The 23,831-nt window shown below is 66.2% G+C and carries 14 protein-coding genes; 1 reads left to right on the top strand and 13 read right to left on the bottom strand.

Annotated elements, in window-relative coordinates; all coding sequences use genetic code 11:
- Positions 1–35: 35 nt before the first annotated feature.
- From ACE026_RS01695 to ACE026_RS01635, 13 genes are all read right to left on the bottom strand, one after another.
- Positions 36–4,817: an ESPR-type extended signal peptide-containing protein gene (locus ACE026_RS01695; protein ID WP_486037393.1), complete on the bottom strand. Its 4,782-nt coding sequence runs from the start codon at positions 4,815–4,817 to the stop codon at positions 36–38.
- Between the two features lie 137 nt (positions 4,818–4,954).
- Positions 4,955–5,674, bottom strand: a complete 720-nt coding sequence (locus ACE026_RS01690) for a pilus assembly protein (protein ID WP_486037391.1) — start codon at positions 5,672–5,674, stop codon at positions 4,955–4,957.
- Between the two features lie 22 nt (positions 5,675–5,696).
- A complete protein-coding gene (locus ACE026_RS01685) occupies positions 5,697–6,824 on the bottom strand; it encodes a CfaE/CblD family pilus tip adhesin (protein WP_486037389.1) in 1,128 nt (375 codons plus the stop codon).
- A gap of 14 nt (positions 6,825–6,838) precedes the next feature.
- Positions 6,839–9,556, bottom strand: a complete 2,718-nt coding sequence (locus ACE026_RS01680; protein ID WP_486037387.1) for a TcfC E-set like domain-containing protein — start codon at positions 9,554–9,556, stop codon at positions 6,839–6,841.
- 57 nt (positions 9,557–9,613) lie between these two features.
- A complete protein-coding gene (locus ACE026_RS01675; RefSeq protein ID WP_486037385.1) occupies positions 9,614–10,132 on the bottom strand; it encodes a CS1 type fimbrial major subunit in 519 nt (172 codons plus the stop codon).
- Positions 10,133–10,375: 243 nt separating this feature from the next.
- Entirely contained in the window at positions 10,376–11,005 is a 630-nt protein-coding gene (locus ACE026_RS01670) for a response regulator (RefSeq protein ID WP_486037383.1), read from the bottom strand.
- 336 nt (positions 11,006–11,341) lie between these two features.
- Entirely contained in the window at positions 11,342–12,112 is a 771-nt protein-coding gene (locus ACE026_RS01665; protein ID WP_486037381.1) for a 2,3-dihydro-2,3-dihydroxybenzoate dehydrogenase, read from the bottom strand.
- Positions 12,109–16,020, bottom strand: coding sequence for an amino acid adenylation domain-containing protein (locus ACE026_RS01660; RefSeq protein ID WP_486037379.1), 3,912 nt, complete (start codon positions 16,018–16,020; stop codon positions 12,109–12,111). The genes ACE026_RS01665 and ACE026_RS01660 overlap by 4 nt, the downstream gene beginning before the upstream one ends.
- Positions 16,017–16,268 (bottom strand): phosphopantetheine-binding protein, encoded by a 252-nt coding sequence (locus ACE026_RS01655; protein WP_486037377.1) that lies wholly within the window; start codon positions 16,266–16,268, stop codon positions 16,017–16,019. The genes ACE026_RS01660 and ACE026_RS01655 overlap by 4 nt, the downstream gene beginning before the upstream one ends.
- Positions 16,265–16,900, bottom strand: coding sequence for an isochorismatase family protein (locus ACE026_RS01650; RefSeq protein ID WP_486037375.1), 636 nt, complete (start codon positions 16,898–16,900; stop codon positions 16,265–16,267). Before ACE026_RS01650 ends, ACE026_RS01655 begins: the two co-directional genes overlap by 4 nt.
- A complete protein-coding gene (locus ACE026_RS01645; RefSeq protein WP_486037373.1) occupies positions 16,900–18,552 on the bottom strand; it encodes a (2,3-dihydroxybenzoyl)adenylate synthase in 1,653 nt (550 codons plus the stop codon). Before ACE026_RS01645 ends, ACE026_RS01650 begins: the two co-directional genes overlap by 1 nt.
- 16 nt (positions 18,553–18,568) lie before the next feature.
- Entirely contained in the window at positions 18,569–19,747 is a 1,179-nt protein-coding gene (locus tag ACE026_RS01640) for an isochorismate synthase (protein WP_486037371.1), read from the bottom strand.
- Entirely contained in the window at positions 19,744–20,943 is a 1,200-nt protein-coding gene (locus ACE026_RS01635) for an MFS transporter (protein ID WP_486037369.1), read from the bottom strand. The genes ACE026_RS01640 and ACE026_RS01635 overlap by 4 nt, the downstream gene beginning before the upstream one ends.
- A gap of 472 nt (positions 20,944–21,415) precedes the next feature.
- Here ACE026_RS01635 and ACE026_RS01630 point away from each other — a divergent pair, with 472 nt between their 5' ends.
- A complete protein-coding gene (locus tag ACE026_RS01630; protein WP_486037367.1) occupies positions 21,416–23,797 on the top strand; it encodes a ribonucleoside-diphosphate reductase subunit alpha in 2,382 nt (793 codons plus the stop codon).
- Positions 23,798–23,831 lie beyond the last annotated feature (34 nt).

Here is a 23,831-nt window from a genome sequence, read left to right as displayed (position 1 = left end):
GGGCGGCCTCCAAACAAAGCGTGTGCGTGCTTGGCTTACCAGCCGATACCCACACCCACGCCGACGGTCTTCTCGCCGCTGTTGGTGAACGCGCCATTGAGGCTGAACGTGGCCGAGCCGCGCTCGTTCATCACCCGCTGGTAGCCCACCGCCAAGGCCGATTCACCATCGGAATGCCCCACGCCCGCGCCAAGGCGGTTGTAGGTATTCAGGCCGGCGGTGTTCATGGCCATCGCGCTCTGGGCACTGCTCATTGCCGCCATGCGGTTGAAGCGCTTGTCCATGCCATCGAGCCGCTTGTTCAGGCCTTCCACGGCCAGATCGGTGTACTCGTTGGCACGGTCCAGCACATCGTTGAGCTGCTGCACGTTGACCGCATCGGTATCGGCCGTGCCCTTGGCCACGTGCCGCACACTGCGCTCCTTGCCTTCGCTGCCCACGGCCACGGCGTTCTCGCCCTCGGCTTTGACCACCGGTTCGGGCGTGGTGGATTCACTGGCCACCGGCGTCTGCGTCGGGCCGGCTACCGGTACTTCGGCATTGGCCACCATGGCTCCACCAGCCTCGGCGGACATCGGCGCGGGTGCGGCCATGCGGCCACTGATGGCCACACTCTCACCGCCCCGCTCCGCCAGTCCATCGATCTGGCCCTGCAGGTCCTTGCGCACCTCATAGAGCTGCCCGCCGTTGACCGCATCGCGGCTGCCGGCGGCGATCATGCCGTTGGCCACGTTGCCGAGGACCATGCCGTGCGTGCCGCCCAGGCTGAGGCGACCGGGGCCGTCTGTGCGGGTGGTGGCTTCTTCCTGGAAGAGGCGGTTGAGGCGGTTGTCCACCTGTTCAAATTTGCCAGCGGCCGAGATCAACGTTGCATCTAACGCGCTGAGGGCATCTCCCACGTTACCAAACTGGCCAACGCTGAGCGCGTAGTTTGGACTCACGACACCGCCTGAAGAGTCGATAGTCGCGCCACCGCCCAGCAAAGCAACTGACTCTCCTAGTTGCTGAATCGTGGCGGCGTCAGAATTCGACGTGCCACGGGCGACATTAGAGATTCTTCGCTTCAGTGAATCATTGCCTATTGAGACCTGATTCGATTGATTAGCAACCGAGCCATAACCGAGGGCGATCGACTCCGTTGCCCCAGAGGTGACCGAAGTGTAAGCGCCAACTGCGAGCCCCCCTCGAGCGACAACTTCGCTATTGCTGCCCAATGCAAAAGCGGCATCTGCGCCGGGTCGGACAAGTGACCCACGCCCGAGGGCCACAGAGTTCGCTCCAAATGCTTTAGAGAAGCTGCCAATGGCCGTAGAACCATCGCCATTAGCAACGGTGTCACTACCAACTGCAATCGCCAGCTTTCCCGCGGCTGCGGGTCCGCTTTGGTCATCAGTATTAACGACAACGTACTGCCGCTGCGCCTCTAACTCGTCCACTCGACGGTTAGTGCTGAAAAGCTGCCCGCCCGTCACCGCATCCTTACTTCCCGAACTGATCTCCCCATCAAGCACGCCAGTGACACGCGCACCCTCCATATCCACGCGTGTGCGGTCGTCATTGAACATGACGACTCCGTCCAGCTCCGGCGCATACGCATCGAACTCGCTGCGCAACTTGGCGATCGCCTCACCGTTGACACCAATGTTGCTGCGGTTGCCGGCAATCGCATCACGATTTGTACCAACACCGGTCTGATTGCTGTTGATGCGCCCGAGGTTGGCATCGATGCGCTGGGTGTTGGTACTGACCAGCTGTTGCTGCTGGAACAGCTGCCCGCCGGTCACGGCCTCCTTGCTGCCCACACCGATGGCGCCATCAGCCAGGCCCGTGATCACACGGCCGGCGTTGGATTTGTTGCGCACATCCAGCGTGGTGCCGCTGTTGTCGGCACCCAGCCGCATGGCCGCAGAGGGCGAAGCTTGGTTCACCAGCCCCCCCAGCACGTCAACGCGTTGATTGGTGGCAAACAGCTGCTTGCCGGTCACCGCATCCGTGCTGGCGCTGGAAAGCGTGCCGTCGGCGACGTTGACAATCCGTCGCTGCAACGCGCTGCTACCGACAGAGACAGTCTCCTTGACAGACGCAACCGAGCCGGCGCCAAGCGCCACGGCATCGGTGGCACTGGCGTTGACCTTCGCAGAGTTGCCCAGGGCCAGGCCGCGGGCTGCGGTTACATCCACGGCGGCGCGGTTGCCCACGGCAACAGCGGCGTCCGAGCCCGCTGCGGCCATGGTGCCGACGGCTACCGCATTCGCGCCGGCTGTGGAGGCTGCATGGCCCATGGCATTGCTGTGCGAGCCGGTTGCCGATGCGTCGTAACCAATGGCGTTGGCATTGACACCCACCGCACTCGCGCCTTGGCCGATGATGGTGCGCGCATTGTTCAAGCGGGCCGTGACGGCGTCGGCGGTTATTTTGGACGCATCCGCAGTGGCTTTCGCGGCAGTGGCAGTCTGATCCGCTGTCGCTGCAGCGGTGCCTGCTGCTTTTGCCTTATCGTCCGCCGCTGTCACGCGCAGATCGGTCGCGTGCAGCTGGCCGCCGGTGACGGCCTCTGTACTTGCAGCGGTCACCGCGCCGTTCGCAACGTTCACGATCCTTCGCTTGAGCGTTGCGCTGCCCACAGAGATCGTGTCCTTCTCGGTCGCAACCGAGGCATGCCCCAGCGCCACGGCACCGGATGCAGCAGCGGAAACTGACGCGTTGCGGCCCAGTGCAACGGCCTCGGTGGCGGTGGCATCAACCTGCGCCCGGTCTCCGAGTGCGATGGAGTGCGTAGCATTCGACTTGGCCAACGAACCCAGCGCGACGGAGCTGGCGCCCGCTGCTGCGGCCTCGTAGCCGAAGGCCGCGCTATACCCACCGGAGGCGCCGGCCTTGTAGCCCATCGCGGCGCTGAAATCGCCCGATGCGTCGGCAGCGTTACCCACGGCAACGGCGCTCTTCCTGGACGCCTGGCTGCCGGAGCCCATCGCGATGCTGAACTCGCCAGTTGCCGCGGCACTGCGGCCCACCGCCGTGCCGTGGCTGCCTGAGGCGTTGCTCTCATAGCCCACCGCTGTGGCATTGACGCCCTCGGCATTGGCACGAAGGCCCAGCGCCGTCGTTGCGCTGTTGAGCTTGGCAGCAACGGCGTTCGCCGTGTCCCTGATGGCCTCCTGACTGGTTCTGACTGCGTAAAGCTGCTTGCCGGTGACGGCGTCGGTGCTGGTGGCCGATACCACACCATCGGCAACGTTCACAATCTTCCGCTTCAGCGTGGCATTGCCTACGGAAACAGCGTCCAGTTCGGTGGCGACCGAGTTCGCTCCCAACGCAACCGCCTTGCCGGCATTGGCATTCACTGCAGCATTCGCACCCAGCGCCATGCCTCCCACGGAACCGGCCACAACCGTCGCACGGTTACCCACGGCAATAGCGTCATAGGATGCGGCCGAGGCCAGCGTGCCCACTGCCGCTGCATTGTCCCCCGCAGCCTTGGCACCGGTGCCGAAGGCGTGACTGTGAGACCCGCTGGCAGCCGATCCCTGGCCCACGGCAGTAGCGTTGGTTCCCGCGGCGGTGGCAGTGCGGCCGATCGCCGTCCTTGTATCGTTGAGGCGGGCGGCAGCCGCATCTGCCGTAGACTTGGCTGTATTGGCCGTGCTGATGGCTGTACCTACGTCCTGCGTGGCTTTGTACAACTGTTTACCCGTCACCGCATCCGTGCTGCTGGCGGATAGCGTGCCATCGGCCACGTTGACGATTTTGCGCTTGGTGGTGGCGTTACCTACCGAGACTGTTCCGGATACGTTGGCAACGGAACCTTGACCGAGCGCGACGGCGCTGGATGCTGTTGCCTGAGCCGCCTGCCCAAGCGCTACGCCGTTGAACGTCGCCTTGGACGAACTGCCCACTGCGATCGCACCTGAGTAGCCTGGCGCACCGGCCGCTGCATCTGCACCGATGGCGATTCCCCCTACGCCGCCATGCGTCGTCACCGATGCACGCTGGCCAATCGCCACCGCGTTGCCGCCAGATGCTACAGAACGCGCGCCCAATGCCAGCGAGCCCGCGCCATTGATGTCAACTTTGGCGCCATACCCCAGTGCAACGGCGTCGGCTGAGTTGCTGATGACGGTGCTACTGCCGCCAATGGCAATAGAGTGAGACGCGGGCGCGTCAGCGTTGCCACCCAGTGCAATGGATGCCATGCCGGCGGACGAGGCTCCTCTGCCCACAGCCGTGGAATCCTGCCCACCCGCCTTTGCTATGAATCCGATGGCCACAGCATCGTATGCGGTGGCTGCTGAGCCACGGCCAACGGCAACGGCGTCCGCCATCGTGACCTGCGCTCCCGCGCCGAATACCGTAGCACCGTTCGCCAGCGCCTTGGCGTAGGCGCCAACTGCCGATGCCATATTGCCGTTGACTTCGACTACGTTGCCGTACGCCACACCGTGGGCACCGCTGATGCTCGAGCGCGAACCAAGAATGATGGAATTGTTGCCGCTGATGGTCGCATTGCGATAGCTGTCGTCGGAGACGAATGCCGTCTGATTACGCACCGCCAAGGTACTGACGGCCCTGGCGTCCATGCCCGTTGCAAAGGGATACGGCCCGGGTAGCCATGGCTGTGCAGCGGGCAGTTCCTGCACCGCCTCGTACCCATCTTCGTCAACCTCCTTCTCCACGGCCAATGCGGGCATGCTCAGCATCACCAAGCTGACGGCAACTACGGTCCGCGTGGCCCGCTTGCCTTGGCCCTTGGTGTGCTCGCTGGCCACCATCCAGCAGTTCAGCGCGGTATTCCAGATCAAACGATAGATACGATTCACAGAAGGTCTCCAACAGGTCAGTGGGGGGTTCAGAGGGCAACAGCTGCCCGCCGCGGCCTCGCGGGCCGCGTTGCAATAGGGGTATTCCACTGCGCATGGACCGGCGCAGTGGCGGAGTTACCTGGCGGGGCGTCGCCTCATGGCGCCAGCACCCGCTCGTGGTCGCGATAGCCCGCGTAGCTGAGGCGGTAGGTCACGGTGATGCGCTGCCCCGCGGGATCGAATGGGAGTGCGATACGGGCGCCCGGGTAGACGCTCTTCTCGAGGGTGTGCGCCGTGCATGTATTGCTCGCATCGCATGCCTTGACCTGGGTGACGCCAAGGCGCACGTTGCCGGTGTTATGCAGGCTCTGGCCCTCAACACGCATGTCCGGTACGGGCTGCGGTGGGATCAGATGCACCAGCGCGCCCCACACCAGGCTCACGCCGACGTTGGCGGATGGTTCGCCTGCCTCCTCTTCCGCACTCGTTTCGCTTGGCGGGCGGACACCCTCGAAGTACACGCGGTAGGCCGTCTCCTCCGTCACGCCGGCCAGGGGGATGACGCGCACCAGGCGGTTGCCGCCCCCGCCCAACACGAATTTGCCCGGCGTGACCGCAATGCCTTCCATCGCCCCAGGTGAAATATCTACCTGGCGCTCTTCCGGCGTCGCCGGGTTCAGCACTTTCTGCACCTTCACCTGTACGTACTGCACCTTGGGCGTCTGCGAGTACACGCGGATCTGCCCACTGCGCTTGTCCTGCACCGCCAGGCGCATGGGATGAACGCTGAGATTTGCGTACGCGGGAGCGGGTGCTGCAACAACGCCTAGGACCAGAAGGGTGAACGCCCCGAAGCGGGCGGCAATGCTGTTCATTTCAACGTCTCGTCTGGAAAGATCATGGCGTGGAGGACGGCACGACCATTTCGATGATCATGCGACCTTCGTAATAGCCGGCGAGCTTGGAGGAGGCCAGCACGCGCGGCACGGTCAGCTTCAACGGCGCCGGGACGCAGTACACGGGCTGGCTCATGCCCGGCAGCACCACCAGCCGCAGCTGCGTGGTATCGATGCCAAGCAAGCGCTGCGTCACGTTGTTGTCCATCTTCAGTGGCACCCCGCCGTAATCCAGCGTGATGCTGTAATCCAGCCGCGAGTCATCGCCGCGCCCGCCGGCGTGATGCCAGACCGAGTGCATGCCTGGTGCTCGCCCTGGCGCGTCTTTTCCGTCGTCGCGAATGGTCACTTCGAGGTAAGGGATCTGTGATCCGAGACCGTCGTAGAGACACATGTCCAGGGAAGTGCCACCCTCGACGTGCGGAGGCGACGGCACGGGAAGGTAGGCGATGTTGAGGTTGACCAGCGGGGTGATGTTGTCTGACGCTGGGAAGTAGATGTTGGCTCTGTCGTGATCCGTGATCAGAAGATCGAAGGTAAATGTATATGTAGCTAGGACCGGTCCCATTGGATCTGCACGCAGATGCAGTACCAGTTCCGCGTCCCAACGGCCTGCGACGAGTTTCTCAAGCTCACCCGAGTTCAGGCTTAGCGCGGCGCCAGTCCCCGACGCGGGGTCAAAACAGCCGTTTCGTTCCGTCGTCCAGAATGGTCGGTGGTAAATCTGCCAGAAGTCATCGTTACATGTCCGCCCTGACTCCGCGCGCTCGAGCCAGCCCGTCAAGGCGACCTCAGTTCTCAAGCCGCTTCGGCGCTCAACAAAGCGCAGAGGAATGGAGCTGGTTCCCTGTCCCGTCTCGCTGGTGTCTGATGTCGGGCATTTTCCATTTGCTGCATCGGAGTTCGAAAGGCATGTGAGATGGATCTCACCATATCGGTCAGATGGATCTGTGCTGTAACCAAGAACTGTTCGTCTTGCCCATAGGATCTGATCGCCGGGCGCTGAGGACCGATCAAAGCTCAACTCAATGCGGCGCGCCTCGCTCGCAGGATGTGTAACCGGCGGCCGCTGGGCATGAGCCTCTCCAACGAAGTGAATCAACAGCATGACAACGATCAGATAGCGCATTTTCCTTACAGCACTCATCGCCCCGCCCCCGCAACAGAAGGCACCTGCTCCACCAGCGCCTGCTCGTGCAGCAGCCGCTGCACCCGGGCCTGCTGCTGGATCTGCGCCGGCAGGCGCTCCACCGCCAGTGGCTCGCACCGCACCTGGCCGACCAGGAACACCACGCTGCGCTGCTCGCGTACCTGCAGCGGGCATTCCAGCAGGCGGTTGGACTGCAGCAGATACAGCGTCTTCTCGCGCTGCGGGAAATCGGCGATGAAGCCGCCGTCGCGGCCCAGCGAAGGCAGCGGCGCATTGAGGATGCGCGCGCCTTCCAGGGCCCGGCCGTCGCCGTCGTGGGCGCTGCCGATGAAGGTGTAGGTGAGGTCCAATGCGATCGGCATCATCATCAGCCGGCCCGGCGGCAGGAACAGCGCAGTGCCGTTGCCCTGGCCTTCCACGCGGACGGTAGCAGCCACGTCGTGGGCGCTCACGTCCTGCACCTCGGCACGGGTCATGGTGTAGCTGCTGATCGGCAGCAGGCGGCGCTCACCGAAGCGCAGCAGCTGGCGCCGTGCGCCGCTCAGCCGCACCTCGGCTGCTTCGCCGCGCAGACCAACCTCCTCGGGGCTCTCCACCTTGATCGCCAGCCCGGCACCACCGCCCATGTCCGGGCCCCAGAAAATGCCCGAGCGGCTCCACGCGAACGAAGAACTGTGTGAGGCGCTGTAGGAGGTGTCCGAGCGCCCGCTGCTGCGGTACTGCGAGAGGGTGACGTTGCCGTTGCCATAGGTATCCTGCTGGCGCCCACTGATCACGATGCCCTGGCGGTGATCGCTGCGGCCGCTGAACTCGCCGCCCAGCTCGCGGTAACCGGTGCCGGTTTCCCAGCGCCGGGTCTGGCCGATGCGGTAGCCCAGCTCGGCCTGGTCCTGCCGGCCGCGTTGCAGATCCACCGCAACCCGGTCCTGGCGTGACACCACGGGCGAGCGCGTGATACGCGAAACGGCGATATTGAGGGTCATGCCATGATCGCGGCTGTAGCGCGTATCGGAATGGTTGGTCTGGCCGAAGAGGCCATACCGGGTGGTGATGTTGAGGCTGCGCCAGAGGTAGCTGCGGCTGTAGCTGGCCTGCAGGGTGCGGGTGACCTGGGGCTCGCGCTCCCACACCGGCGCCGCGGGCTCGGGAAACCAGTTGTCATCCAGCCACGGCGCATCCGGCTGTTGGCCACGCCGGGGGGAATACGTGGTGCGGCGGGTATAGCCGAGGTAAAGGCTGCCCTTGGCCAGCGGCATGGACATCGAGCCGCTGAGCGAATCCTGGCAGCCCATCGATTCGGCAGTGACGTAGCGCCCCATGCAGGCGCCACCGCGCATGCGCTGGTGGTATACATTGGCCGAGATGTGGTTGCGGTAGCTGGCCTGCTGCTGCAGCCCGCGGCTGCCATCGGCGCCGTGCAGGACAGCGCTGCTGCCGCTGAATTCGTGTTTGCCAAGGGCATGATGCCCTTCCAGGCGGAGTTCGCCATAGGCGGTGTTGTCCACCGTGGCTGCCCCCAGCGTCAGTGCCAGGTCGCGGCGCAGCGGCATCCGCATGCCAGCCTGCAGCGCAGAATCATGATGCATATCGCCATGGGCGATCAGCCGCCCACCCTGCACGAACCACTGCAGGCTCTGGTCGTCCCAGTTGGTGCCAAACTTGGTGAACGGCGCCTCTTCGCTGCGGACATACACACCGTCTTCAAAGATGCGCAGGGTGACCACGTAGCTGCCGTTGGGGAAGCGCGTGGTATCGAGATCGTTGATGCCGGTATCGAGGTAGAAGCTCTGCAGCAGGCGTTCGCCGTCGTAGGCGTCCACCCGGGCATTGCGACTGAGCAGCACGGTGAGCGGGCTGCCCTGCCCCACCGCCACCTGGTCCACATAGGCCTGGGTGGTGCCGAAGCGGATGCCTTCAAAGCGGTCCAGCGGCATCATGCTGAAGGCGAAGTTGCCGCCCAGCGTGCTGGAGAGATTGCGTCGGTCCATGCGACCTGCCTGTACGTAGTATTGGCGCGCCAGGTCATGGCGCAGGTAGGCATCGCTGACGGTGAACTCCTGGTAGCTGTACCCGCCGCTGTTGCGTTGGCGGTTGTAGTTCCAGTCCACCCCCAGGTGCGTGTTGCTGAGTACGCCCAACCGCCCGCTGCCCTGCGCGGAAACGCTCTGGTAGCGTTTGCCACCACTGAGGTTCACGCTCTGCTGATGCAGCCAGGCGTTTTCGGCACGTTCGGTGGGCCGATGGAAGCGTTCACGCGTGGGGCTGACATCAGGCAGCCACTGGCGTGCCACGAACAGGTTCAACGCGCTTTCGCTTTCGTCGTAGATGACGCCGGCATCGGTAGGTTGTTCCGGCGCGGGCAGATAGCCGCACCCCGGGCTGGCATCCCCATGGCGGCAGGCCAGGTGGCTGTTGCGCGGCAGGGTGGAAGACAGCGCGGAAAGAAGCGATGCACGCGCCGGCGCGCTGAGGTCCAACGCGGCCAGCACCTGTGCAGGGTCCAGCAGCCGGATCCCTTCAGGGGTCACGAATACTGGCCAGACACCGGCAGACTTGCCCATCAGCCGGATGTCGAGCTGCTCGGTCTGGCCCGCCACCAGGTCTTCAAAGCCAGCCGGTGCAGGTGCGGGTGCAGCCGCCAACGGCGCACTGACCAACACGGCCGCCAGTGCAACCGCGAGACGCGAGAAAGGGAAGGAATGGTTACGCATGGGAGATGCCCTGCAGATGACCGCTGCGTATGCAGCGGCCACCGGCATGGAGGCTGGTTACGGTGCCTGCTCGAGGATGACGCTGACGATGCCGACGTACTTGCCGGCAGCAGCGATGGCGCCCGGCGTGGTCTGACGGATGGTCAGCGGCATTTCGATCGACGCACCCGGCAGGCCGCCGGCGTAGATCTCATCCTTGGTGAACGGCTTGGCCGCCACCGCCAGGTCCACGTTCTTCAGGCTGACGGTCAGCGGCACATCGACGGCACCCGGGCCGGCGATTTCCGGCGACAGCACCGGCAGCGACGCCACGCGTACACGCACGTCCTTGTCAGTGTCATTGGAGAAGATGCGGACCATCTGCGTCCAGGACGACAGACCCGCCGAGCTGCCCGAGGCGGCACCAGCGCGGTAGGACATTTCCACCATGTCATCCAGTGCGCTGCCATCGGCCTTGAGCAGCGACAGCGTCGGATCGATGTCGGCCCAGACCTTGATGTGGGCTTCGATGGCGTGGGCGGACATGGAGGCCGATGCCAATGCAGCAGCGACGAAAAGCTTCTTGATCATGTTCATTGCGTTCGTTCCTTGGGTGGTACTACGTGGAAGTGACTGCCTGCGAGGCGTGGGGTACCGCAGTGCGGCCCTCGCAGACAGGACGCAACACTAGAGATGCAAGCTGCAGTGCACCATGCAACAACTTGATAAAAACGCATTGCGTGCATGGGTTCCGGATCTGCACATGGCCTGCGCATGTGATACGCGTACGCGCACTGCGCGAGGCAGATCGCGATGCGCAGGGCGGTGCGAGCCGAGCGATCAATTGCCCCCCGGTGAGAGGCCGACCGACTTGGCGTAATCGAGCAGCTCATAATCCGAACGCAATCCCAGACGACGCATCGCTGCGCCTTTCTGACGGCTGATGGTGCTGACCGTGCGCCGGTGGATATCCGCGATTTCCTTCACGGCCAACCCGTGCGCCAGCAATCGCAGCACCTCGCTTTCGCGCGCACTGAGCCCGCCGCGGTGTGCCTTCGTTTTCAGCCGGTGTGCAAGCTCGGCCGACATGTAGTGACCGCCGCTCAGAATGCGCTCCACAGCATCGATCAGCACCGGCAGACCGCTGGATTTCTCCAGGATGCCCTCGACGCCGAGTTTGGCCACAGCGCGCAGCACCTGCAGGTTGCTGAAGGTCGTTACGACAAGCAGAGGCAAGTGAGGATGGTCCCGACGAATGCCTGCCAGCATGCGCACGCCATCCGGCCGGCTGCTCAACGGCATGGACAGGTCAGTGATGACAAGGTCGCAGGGGGTATTGGCAATCAGGGCTTCCAGTTGCTCGGGATCGGCAGCTTCCCCGACCACGCATAGCCCTTCATGCTTGGCGATCAGACATTGAATGCCAATTCGCACGACCGGATGGTCGTCCGCGATCAAAATGCGTTTCATGCAGCGCCTCGTGGATGAATGTTGCACGCATACGAGGCACAGCGTCGCCGCACCTCGCGATGACGAATGCAATTCACAAATACCGGTTGGCTGGCCGGCAGCAGGTTGTGAACAGCGTCACTGTTCAGTCCATTCCTGCATCCCTCGCACGACCTTGCTGCACCTTAGGCGGATAGCGGCGTACGAAACTATGAATCAACTTGTATAAATGTGATTTTGCGGCGTGCGTTCCAGTTGGGGCCCACGCAGTGCTACCCGCGTCTGCCAATGGCTGACGCAAGTGCGGACCGTTGGCAAACGGCCGTGTTCGCCTTCATCTTCTGGTAACGCCCCGCTTTACCCGCGAAGGGTGGCGCCGCCGTCCACATACAGATCGCTCATGGCGATGTGACCGGCCTGATCTGAGAGGAGGAACATGACGGCATGAACAATGTCATCCGGGCGAGCGAGTTTCTGTAGGGGAATGCCGGCTTTGAATGTCTCCGGAGTTCCCTTGATGACCTGTGCGGCACCTTGTTCGTCTGCCCACATGCCGGTCTGCATCGGGGTCAGCGTGGAACCGGGCGCGACGATATTGCAGCGGATGCCGAGTGGCGCCAGCTCCAGCCCAAGGCACCGGGTGAACATGGTCGAGGCCGCCTTGGAGGCCGCATAGGCAGCCATGCCATGCCGCGGGACGCCGGCGGCATTGGAGCTGACCGTGACGATCGCCCCTTTGCGGCGCGGCGACATTACCCGTGCCAACGCACGCGAGACATGGAAGACGCCATCCGCATTCACCGCAAATACCCGGCGCCATTGCGCATCGGCCGTCTCGGCGACGGTGCCGGTCTGCAGTACGCCGGCCACATTGATGCCAAAGCCGATCGGGCCGACCTCGGCCTCGGCCCAGGCCACCAGCGCATCGACGGCGGCCGCGTCGGTCACATCCAATGCCCGGGCATGCACCGTTGCCTGCCCTGGCGCCACGGCGATGACCGGCGCGACCACATCGGTGGCGATCACGGTGCAGCCGCTGTCACGCAGTTGCTCGACCAAGGCCGCGCCGATACCGCCGTTGGCGCCGGTGACCAGGGCGATGGTGCCGTCGAATCCGGTGAGTTTCATGCCGATGTCCTGTGTGCGTCGTGCCGTTGAAGGTGCGCATCGAGCCACGGCGCGACCTGCGCCACGGCATCGCGGCCGGTGAGTTCGGCGTGCAGGCAAGGCAGTTCAATCGCCTCCACATGCGCTGCGTGGGCCTGCCACAGGGCCGACTGCAGCTGCGGGCGGTTGAGGTGGTCGCGGCCGGCACGGACGTGCAGCAGCGGGCCATCGTAGTGCGTGTGGAGATGGGCGCGGATCAGGCGATTGGTGCCGGTGACCGCCCGGACCACGCCATCGAGGACGACATCCGGCAGGTTGCCCAGCGCGCTGTCGCCGCGGCGCAGGAAGGCCAGGATGCGCGCGCGGGTGTCCAGCTCGGGGTGCGCATCCGGATCGTGGCCGGCGATGGCGAGCAAGGCGCGCAGTGCGGCGATCGGGTCCGGCTCGGGCTCGGCCCGCCAGCACTCGCTGGGGTAGGCGTCGAGCAGCGCCAGCACGCCAACCTCATGGCCGAGGCCGCGCAGGTGCACCGCCATCGCCTGGGCGAGGATGCCGCCGACCGACCAGCCCAGCAGATGTACCGGGCCGGGCCGACCCAACGCGAGAATGCGTGCGGCATAGTCCGCCGCAAGGGCCTCGATGCTGGTGGGCAGCGGCTGGTCGGGATCGAGCACGGGCGACTGCAGGCCCTGCACCTCGCGCGTGGGAGACAGCGCCCGGGCGAGATCCCGATAGTTCCACGCGATGCCGCCTGCGGGATGGATGACATACAACGGCGCGAGCGCAGCATCGCCACTGGCCAGCCGGATCATCGGCGCGAGGCCATGATCGGTGGCCGCCGGCGGTGCATCGATGCGCGCGGCGAGTCCGGCCACGGTCGGGGCGGCGAATACCGCACCCAGACCGAGATCGCAACGCCATCGCTGCTGGATGGCCAGCAGCAGGTGCACAGCACTGAGCGAGTCACCGCCCAGCGCGAAGAAATCCGCATCGGCACTGACCGGTGTACTGAGTGAGAGCGTCTGCGCGAACAGCGTGGCCAGCGCCTGCTCGGTGGCGGTCACCGGCGCCATGCCCGTGGAGACTGCCTGGGTGGGCGCCGGCAACGCTGCACGATCCAGCTTGCCGTTGGCGGTGACCGGCCACTGCTCCAACGCCACGACGGCGCTGGGCACCATGTAGTCCGGCAGGCGAGCGGCCAGATGCGTGCGCAGCGTTTCCTGATCCGGGCCACCGGCATTGAGGTAGGCCACCAGCCGCGGCTCGCCCGGGCGGTCCTCGCGCAGCAGCACCTCGGCGCGGGTGACGCCGGGTGCCGAGCGCAGCGCCGCATCGATCTCGCCGAGTTCGATGCGCAGGCCACGCAGCTTGATCTGGTGGTCATTGCGGCCGAGGTACTCCACGGCCCCGTCCTCGCGCCAGCGCGCTACATCGCCGGTACGGTACAGCCGCCCCCCGGGCACGAACGGATCGGCCAGGAAGCGCTCGGCGGTGAGGTCGTCGCGGCCGAGATAGCCGCGGGCCAGCTGCACGCCGCCGAGATACAGATCACCGGCCACGCCGGGCGGCAGCGGCTGCATCCGGGTATCGAGCACATACAGGCGGGTATTCCAGACCGGATGGCCGATCGGTACCGGCGCGGCGGTGTCATCCCGGCTGGCCGGCCAGAAGCTGACATCCACGGCGGCTTCGGTGGGGCCATAGAGATTGTGCAGTTCGGCCTGGACGGTGGCATGGAAGCGGTCGCGCAACGCGGCATCCAGCGCTTCGCCACTGGTGAACACCCGCCGCAGCTGCAGCCCGCGCGCGGCCGGCGTAGCCAGGAACGCGGCCAGCATCGCCGGCACGAAATGCAGGGTGGTGATGGCGTGCTCGCGAATCAATGCGGCCAGCGCCAGGGGATCGCGATGCGCCTCGGGCGGCGCGACCACCAGTGTCGCCCCGCTGATCAGCGGCAGGAAGAACTCCCATACCGAGACATCGAAGGTGGCCGGCGTCTTCTGCAGGATGCGGTCGTCCGGCTGGAAGGCATAGTGCTCGCGCATCCACGCCAGGCGGTTGACGATGGCGCGGTGCTCGATCAACACGCCCTTGGGCTCGCCGGTGGAGCCGGAGGTGTAAATGACGTAGGCCGCGTCTGCCGGCGCCGGTGCGGCGGTCAGGGCGGCGTCGCTGTGGGTGTGCCACTGCGCGGGCACCAGCACCGGCGTGCCCGGGAAGCGCTCGCGATCCTGCCCCTGGGCCAGCACGCAGACCGGCTGCGCCGAGCGCAGGATCCGGGCGAGGCGCTCATCCGGGTGGGCCAGATCGACCGGCAGATAGGCACCGCCGGCGCGCAGCACCGCGACCAGGGCGATGATCAGCTCCAGCGAGCGCGGCAGCGCGATCACCACCCTCGCCTCGCGGCCGACGCCTTGGGCCTGCAGTTGCAGCGCCAAGGCACGGCTGCGCTGCTCCAGCGCAGCGTAGGTAAGTTGCTGCTCGCCGAAGACCACAGCGACAGCCTCGGGCGTACGTTGCATGCATTCGGTGATCAGTGCGGCGAGGCTGACCTCGGGCACGGGGTGCGCGGTAGCGTTGATGTCATATAGATAGCGCTGCGTTTCTTCTGGCGTGCACAACGGCACCGCTGCAATGTCGCCGCCGGCGGCCTGCACCTCCAGCGCGGCCGACACGAAATGCAGCAGCCGTGCGGCGTGCGCCTGCACCTGCGCGAGGGTATACAGCGTGGGATTGGCCTCGATCTCCAGATCGAGCACGGCCGTGCCATCGCCACGGAAGCCAAGCGTCACATCATCGACGGGACCGGTGGACAGCACCTCCAGCGTGGCATGGACGCCGGCCAGCTGCAGCGGCCGATAGAACGGCTGCACGTTGACCAGCGGGCCATGCAGGCGCCGCTGGCCACCGATCAGGCCCAGGTCACGCCGCAGCTGCTCGCCGCGGTAACGCCCGTGGCGGCGGCCGCGCATCAGGCGCAGGGCGACCTCACGCGCAAAGGCATCGACGCTGCCCTCACCGGCCGTGACCCGCAGCGGCAACACGTTCATCACCATCGCCGGCACACGGGCGGAAACGCTGCCGAGCCGCCCCATGAACGGCACGCCGATCACGGCCTCCGCTTCGCCGCTGATCCGGCGGCAGTATTCGGCGCCGAGCGCGGTCAACAGGTCCGGCCAGGGCTGGCCGATCGCGGCGGCGGCACGGTGCAGGCGCTCGCGCAGGGCCGGCGCAATCGACTGTACGTGGCGCAGTGCATCCGGTGCGGCGGCGGCAAGGCCGGCCTGCAGCCCAGTGGCGGCCGGCGCGTCGGCCATGAGCTCGCGCCAGTAGGCGGCATCGCGCATGCGGCGCTCGCTGGCACGGTACGCGGTGTCTTCATCCAGCGCGGGGGCCAGTGGCGCCAGCGCGGCCTGCGGTGTGTCGCCTGCATACAGCGCACAGACCCGTTCGGTGAGCAGGCCCATGCCGTAGCCATCGGTGGCAAGGTGGTGCACGCGCAGATACCAGACGCTGCGTGCCGGGCCCAGCAGGAACAGGCGCTGCTGGCTGAGCCGGTCGCGGGCGGGATCGACCGGGTTGATGCGGTCGCGCTGCATCGCCTCACGGGCAGCGGCTGCCGGGTCTGGATCGCCGGAGAGATCCACCACCTGCAGCGTGGGCGTGTGCTGCGGGTCCACCCACTGTTCGGGAAGGCCCTGCGCGTCTTCGGCGATGCGCAACGCCAGCGCGTCGGATTCGTGTGCGGCTTGGTCGGCAGCGCGCACGAAGGCCGCAACGTCCAGCGCCCCTTCGATCCATACCGCATGGGCGGTGTTGAAGGCCGGGTTGTCCGGCGCCAGGCGCTGCGCGTACCACAGGCCAGCCTGCGCCTCGCTCAGCCCACGAACGATAGGCTCGGCCGCACCCGGCACCGCACGGGCCTTCATGCGCTGGCCGCCGCCTGTGCCTGCAGGCGCTGCACCACGGTCCACCAACCGCTCAGGGTGGCGTGCTCGGCCAGGTGGCTGAACTCCAGCGCGATGCCGGTGTTGCCCCAGGCCAACACCAGCCCCAGTACACGCATCGAATCCAGGCCGAGGTCCATCAGGTTCTCCTCGGTGCTGATGTCCTCGGGCGCTTCGCCGAGCATCTCGGCGACATCGGCGCGCATCCGCGCCAGGGTGAGTGCGGTCATGCGAGGGTCTCCAGCAGGTGATCGGTGGTCATCGGCACGCCACAGGTACGGGCGATCCAGTGCAGCGCGAGGTCATGATCGGCACGCGAGAAATCGGCGACCGCATCGGCGGCGATGAAGCTCTCGATGTCACGCTGGAAGCCCTCGGCGACCGTGGCGGTGCAGCCGATGTGCGCGTACACGCCGGTGACCAGCAGCTGGTCGCGGCCACGGGCGCGCATCATCGTCTCCAGATTGCTGCGCTGGAACGCGCTGTAGCGGTGCTTGACCAGCACATGATCGCCCGCCGCCGGGGCGACGGCTTCGATGATGGCTTCGTGTTCCTCGGTGGCGGACATGCCCGGGCCCCACAGATCAGCCTGCAGGCCCCGGTCGCGGCGATCCTGGTTGCCCCGCTGGGCGGTGTAGAACACCGGGATGCCACGGGCGCGGCAATGCGCGAGCAGGCGGGCGATGTTGGCCACGGCCGGCGCCAGCGGCGCGGCATCCGGCGCGAACGCGGCCAGGAAGTAACGCTGCATGTCATGCACCAGCAGCGCCAGGCGCTCGGTCTGCGGCTGCCACGCGCCGCGCGGGGTGGGCAGTTCGGCCAGGGTCGGCAGTGGGTACGGTTGGATCGTTGGCAGCGCCATCAGCGCGGTTCTCCTGTCTGTTGCATGAAACGTTCGCGCAGCTGGGCACGCAGCTCGCGGCGGCTGATCTTGCCGACCGCGGTGGTGCCGAAGGCATCGACGAACACGATCTGGTCCGGCACTTTGAACGCGGCCAGGCCACGGCTGCGCACCCAGGCCTTGAGGCTGGCGGCCTTGGTCGGCTCGCCCTGGGCAATGATGAAGGCGCAGCTGCGTTCACCAAGGTAGGCATCGGGAATGGAGACCACCGCCGCATCGAACACGCTCGGGTGCGCCAGCAGATGGTCTTCGATCTCTTCGGCGGAGATCTTCTCGCCGGCACGGTTGATGTGATCGGTGGCCCTGCCCTGCACCACCAGATAGCCACCGGGCAGGCGCTGCACCCTGTCGCCGGTGCGGTAGAAACCATCCTCGGTGAAGGCGCGCGCGTTGGCGGCGGGATCGTTGTGATAGCAGCGGATGGTGTACGGGCCGCGGGTAAGCAGATGCCCGGTCTCACCGTCCGCGACCGGGTTGCCCTGGTCGTCGACCACCAGCACCTCATCGTCTTCGCTGATCGGGCGGCCCTGGGTGGAAACGATGAGCTCCTCGCTGTCGTGCAGGCGGGTGTAGTTGACCAGGCCCTCGGCCATGCCGAAGACCTGCTGCAGGGTGCAGCCCAGCCCGGCGATCACCCGGCGCGCCGCTTCCGGCACCAGCTTGGCGCCGCCAACCTGCACCACCTGCAGGCTGGAGAGATCCTGCGTGGTGGTTGCGGCGGCCTGTGCCCACAGCAGCGCCAACGGCGGCACCAGGCCGACACAGGTGGCCCGCTCGCGCGCGATCAGGCCGAACGCGGTCTCCGGGCCCGCGCCCGGGCTCAGCACCACGCGGCCACCGGCGTACAGCGTGCCGAAGAACCCCGGCGAGCTCATCGGGAAGTTGTGCGCGGCCGGCAGCGCAACCAGATAAACGCTATCCTGGGTGATGCCGCAGATCGCGTTGCTGGCGCGGAAGGAATACAGGTAGTCGTCGTGCGTGCGCGGGATCAGCTTGGACAGGCCGGTGCTGCCCCCGGAGATCTGCAGGAACGCAACCGATTGCGGGTCAGGATCGGCGGGCAGCTGATCAAGATCGCCTGCCAGCGATGCCAGCGCGGTGAACCCGGCCGCGTCACCGGCGATGATGACGTGTTGCACCTCGGGCACCTGCGCCTGCAGTTCGCGCGCAAGGGTGCGGTAATCGAACCCCTCGTAACTGGCGGCGGCGATATAGGCATTGGCCTCGGCCTTGCGCGCGAAATGCGCAAGCTCGGTGATACGGTGCGCGGGCAGTGCATACACGGGAATCAAACCAGCGCGGAACAACCCGCAGACCACGGTCACGAATTCCGCCACGTTGCCAAGCTGCACCACCACCCGGTCACCCGGGATCAAGCCCTGCGCGAGCAGGCCAGCGCCGATGCGGCCAGCCTCCTGCCACAGTTGGGCATAGGTGAGGCGCGTATCACCGCCGACCACCGCGATATCACCGGCGAAGCGCTCGGCACGCTCGCGCAGGAAGCCCGGAAAGGTCTCGCCGCGCCAATGGCCGGCCGCGCGATAGCGCGCGACCAGGGCCGGCGGCCAGACCTGGCGCAGCGGCACCCGGGAGGAAGAGAAGGATGCGTTCATGGACAGCTCCCGCACATCAGAAAGGACGAACGTCATGGACGCCGAGCGCGGTCAGCAGGGCCATGAACTTGGCAGCCGTTTCGGCTACCTCGAGATCGGGTTGGGATTCGGCGACGATGCCGGCACCGGCATACAGGCGCACTTCGGTGCCCTGCACGCGTGCGCAGCGGATCGCCACATACCAGTCGCCATCGCCCTGCGCATCGGTCCAGCCGACGGCGCCGGCATAGAAGCCCCGTGCGACCGGTTCGGCCTGACGGATCAGTTCGAGCGCCTGCTGGCGCGGCGTGCCGCACACCGCGGGCGTGGGATGCAGCAGTGCAACCAACGCGGCCGAGGACACCGAAGGATCCTTCAGCGTGCCGTGGATGCGCGTGCCCAGGTGCCACATGGTGGCCGTGGCGTGCAGTGTCGGGCGCGGCTGCGCTTCCACGTGATGGCACAACGGTGCAAGGGCGGCCACGATGGCCTCGACCACGTGGCGGTGCTCGTCGTGATCCTTGGCCGATGCCAGCAGCGTTTCCGCAGCGCGTGCATCCTCGGCCGGATCGGCCGAACGGCGGGCTGAGCCGGCCAGTGGATGGGAGAGCACACGGTCACCGCGCCTGGAGACCAGCAGCTCCGGGGTGGCGCCGACCAGCCAGGCCGCGTCGCCCGCACTTGCTGCGGGCACCGGCACCACGTAGGTCGCCACACTGGGGTCTTTACCCAGGCGCGCGGCCAGCACGCGCGGATGCAGCGGCTGCGCGGTGGTGACGCGCAGGCTGCGTGCGAGCACGGCTTTCTCCAACGGGCTGTCAGTGCGCTGCAGTTCCGTGACTGCAGCCGCCACCGCCTGTGCATACGCATCGGCAGATGGTTCGGCGAGCACATCGCCAACGAGAGTCGGCGTTTCCACGCGGACCACCGTGGGCTGGCCAGACACCTGATCCGGCTGGTAGAGCGCATCGCCCTGCTCGGGATCAAACGGTACCGCCCCCACCAGCAGCCGCGGGCCGGAGCGCGGCGCGGCGAAGAACGCGGCAACGCGCTCGGCCAAGGTGGCGGTGGCACCGGCCGGCAGCCGTGCACGCACACCGTGCGCTTCCATCGCCAGCTGCGGGCTGCGCAGCAGGAAATACGGGGCCTCGGCCGCATCAGCGGTGGCGGTGTCGGTCATCTCATCGGTCACACCCGTGGCGAGCATCTCGTTCATGCCGCACCCCGCGCACGATGCAGGGCGGCAGAGACCGCCAGGACCAGCAGCACCACGCCCACCAGCAGGTACGGCGCGCTCGGCGACCACCGATACAACAGTGTGCCGATCATCGGCCCGACCACCATGCCCATGCCCTGCACCGATGCCACCGTACCTGCGGCAGCGCCCTGCTCGTGCGCCTCCACCGAATCGGCCGCCAGCGCCTGGAAATTGGGGAAGACGAAACCCATGCCGAACGCGGCGATCGCATAACTGGCCAGCAACTGCCACGGCACGCTGACCAGCGCGACCGACGCAAAGCCCAGCCCGGAGATCAGCGCCCCGACCAGGATCCAGCGCGTCGGGCGGATGTCCTTGAGCTTCATCACCAGGCCCTGCGCGAAGATCAGGCCGACACCGACGGCGGTCAGCGCCAGCCCGGCCATGCGTGCGCCGTCTGCCGGGGCGAGCTGCAGGCGATCAATCGCGAAGAAGCCGACCGTCACCTGCGCGATGGTGACCGAAATCATCGCGGCGAACACCGCCAGCAACGGCAGGCGTAGGCGCGCATCGCCCAGGCCGAGCGTTGGTTTGCGGCCGGTGTGCGTCGGCGCGACGGGCGGCGTGTTCGGCAGGCGCCACCAGATCATCAGCAGCGACAACAACGGCAACAACGCGGCCACATACAAGGTAAGCGAGAGATTCTGGTAGGCGATCCAACCGGCGGCGGCCGGGCCCAACACCATGCCCAGCGCATTGGCGGTGCCAAGCTTGGCCATCACGCTGCCGCGCTGCCCCGGGGCGGCCTGGTCGGCGATGATGGCCGCGGCAGTCGGCGGCACGGCGGCGTAGAACAGCCCGACCAGGGCACGCGTGCCGACCAGGACCAGCACGGAGAGCCAGACCGCCGGCGGCGAGGTCAGCGCCACATCCACGAACACCGCCAGCGCCACGTAGATCACCGCGTAGGCGGCCAGTGCGATCAGCAGCACGCGCTTGCGCCCGATGCGATCGCTGAGTGCGCCCCAGCGGCGCGCCGACAGCATCCACAACACACCGGCCGCAGTGACCGACAGGCCGGCATGCCACTCGGCCAGGCCCAACACCCGCACCACCGGGCCGATCACGGATACGAACGCCATCATCGCCATGGTGCCGAGCAGCGCGGCGGAAACGAGGGCGGGCAAACCGGAAACGACAGGACGTGAAGACATTGAACACCACAGCCAATAAGAAGTTGAACCACGCGGTGCGCCGACGCGCGCGCGGTTCCGCCATCCGGTTGCGAACGCATCACCGCCCTGTGATCCATCAAATGATAACGGCTCGCATTTGCGTTTGATAGTGCAATCTGTATCGCATGTTCAGGTGCGCAGGCGACCCCCCCCTGCGACAAAAAAGCACTACATATTCGGTTGACGAGTCACCTCTACCCCACTATGTTGTGTCCATCGGCTCCCCGCTTCCGCCAGGCCCGGTGCATCGTCGCAACGCCGCGTTGCTGCTCAACGCCCCGTTGCGCCCACCTGACCGGCGCCTGGAAGCATGGCCCGTCGCCACCGATGTGAGCCTGCGGCGACGTGTTCCTGCACACGCAGGGCCTGCCCACCAATCACGCCTTCTGTCCGGCTGCCGCACGGCTCTGCCGCGCCGCCTGCTGGGCTCTGCGCCATGCATGGAGAACGCATGAACACCGACGACACCGTCGCTTCGACCCTCACCCCGCCCACGGACACCCCCGTTGATGCGGCCGCCGGCAGTGACACGCTGTGGATCACCAAGGAGGGCGGCAACCGACGCATGCCGTTCGACCAGGCGCGGCTGGAGCGCACCGTGCACAGCGTGCATGGCGAGTTCCCGCAGCTGGACGTGGCCGATTACCTGCGCAGCGTGCTGGGGCAGATCGCACGTCGCCAGCAGCTCAGCGCCGATGAGATGGTGGACCTGCTGATCCGCGAGGCGGAATCGCGCATCGACCTGACCGCGCCGGACTGGGAGCACTTCGCCGCCCGCCTGTATCTGCGCCGCCTGTACAAGCGCGCCAGCAAGAACCGGTTCTACGATGCCACGCTGAAGTACGGCTCGTATGTGGGGCTGCAGGAGAGCCTGGCCGACCGCAACGTATATTCGATCGACATCCTCAAGGCCTATTCCAAGGACGAACTGGAGGAAGCCGGGCAGATGATCGAGCCCGAGCGCGATACCTTGTTCGCCTACAACGGCCTGTACCTGCTGGCCACCCGCTACCTCGCCACCGATCACTCGCGCGCCGTCTACGAGTTGCCGCAGGAGCGCTGGCTGACCATTGCGCTGTACCTGATGCAGCACGAACACGAGCACGGCGAGCGTTCACGGCGGCGGCGCATGCTGCTGGTACGTGAGGCGTACTGGGCGCTGTCGAACCTGTACATGACCGTGGCGACGCCTACGCTGGCCAATGCCGGCAAGGTGGGCGGCCAGCTGTCGTCGTGCTTCATCGACACGGTGGACGACAGCCTGCAGGGCATCTACGACTCCAACACCGATGTCGCGCGCGTCTCCAAGCACGGCGGCGGCGTGGGCGCCTATCTGGGCTATGTCCGCTCGGCCGGTTCCTCGATCCGCGGCGTGGCCAATTCCTCCGGCGGCGTGGTGCCGTGGATCAAGCAGCTCAACAACACGGCCGTCAGCGTGGATCAGCTGGGCCAGCGCAAGGGCGCGATCGCGGTGTATCTGGATGTCTGGCATCGCGACATCGAGGCCTTCCTCGATCTGCGCCTGAACAACGGCGACCAGCGCCTGCGCGCGCACGATGTGTTCACCTCGGTGTGCCTGCCGGACCTGTTCATGGAAGCGGTGGAACGGCGCGGCGACTGGTACCTGTTCGACCCGTATGAGGTCAACCGGATCAAGGGCTGGTACCTGCAGGACTTCCACGATGAGCAGCGCGGCCAGGGCAGCTTCCGCGCGAAGTACGAGGAGGTCGTGGCCGACGAGCGCATCAGCCGGCGCACCATCAAGGCCATCGAGCTGTTCAAGCGGATCATGGTCAGCCAGCTGGAGACCGGCAACCCCTTCATGTTCTACCGGGACGAAGTGAACCGGATGAACCCGAACAAGCATGCCGGCAGCATCTACTCCAGCAACCTGTGCACGGAGATCCTGCAGAACATGAGCCCCACCCGCATGATCCAGGAGATGATCAGCGGCGACCAGATCGTGACGACCAAACAGGCCGGCGATTTCGTGGTGTGCAACCTGTCTTCGATCAACCTCGGCCGCGCGGTGACGGCCGCCCCGGACCTGCTGAGCAGCGATGTACTGGAGCGGCTGGTGCCGATCCAGGTGCGGATGCTGGACAACGTGATCGACCTCAACCAGCTGCCGGTGCCGCAGGCGACCATCACCAACCGCAAGTACCGCGCGATCGGGCTGGGCACGTTCGGCTGGCATCACCTGCTGGCCCTGCAGCAGATCGAATGGAACTCCGCCCAGGCCGAGGACTACGCCGACAGCCTCTACGAGCGCATCAACTACCTGACCATCCAGGCCAGCATGACGTTGGCCAAGGAAAAGGGCCGCTACAGCGCCTTCGTCGGCAGCGACTGGCAGAACGGTGAGTACTTCCGCGCCCGTGGCTATGACAGCCCGGCCTGGCGGGAACTGGCGGCGCAGGTGGGCGTCAACGGACTGCGCAACGGCTGTCTGATGGCGGTGGCACCGAACATGAGCACCGCACAGATCGCCGGCTCCACGGCCTCGATCGATCCGGTCTACGGCGCCTTCTACTACGAAGAAAAAAAGGATTTCCGCCGTCCGGTCGCCGCACCGGGACTGTCGCTGGAGACCTACCCTTACTATGAAAAGGGTGCGTACCGGGTGGACCAGTTCGCCAGCATCCGCCAGAACGCCCGCCGCCAGCGCCACGTGGACCAGTCGATCAGCTTCAACCTCTACGTGCCCAGCACCATCCGCGCCAGCACCCTGCTCGCGCTGCACATGAGTGCCTGGCGCGAAGGGCTCAAGACGACCTATTACGTGCGCTCCAACGACATCGATATTTCTGAGTGCGAATGGTGCAGCAGCTGACGTACGTCAGCCCACTGACCGGTAGTGGGGGGGG

This window comes from Stenotrophomonas sp. AGC87 (genome assembly GCF_057333975.1).
This window is presented reverse-complemented; position numbering and strand designations above follow the sequence as displayed.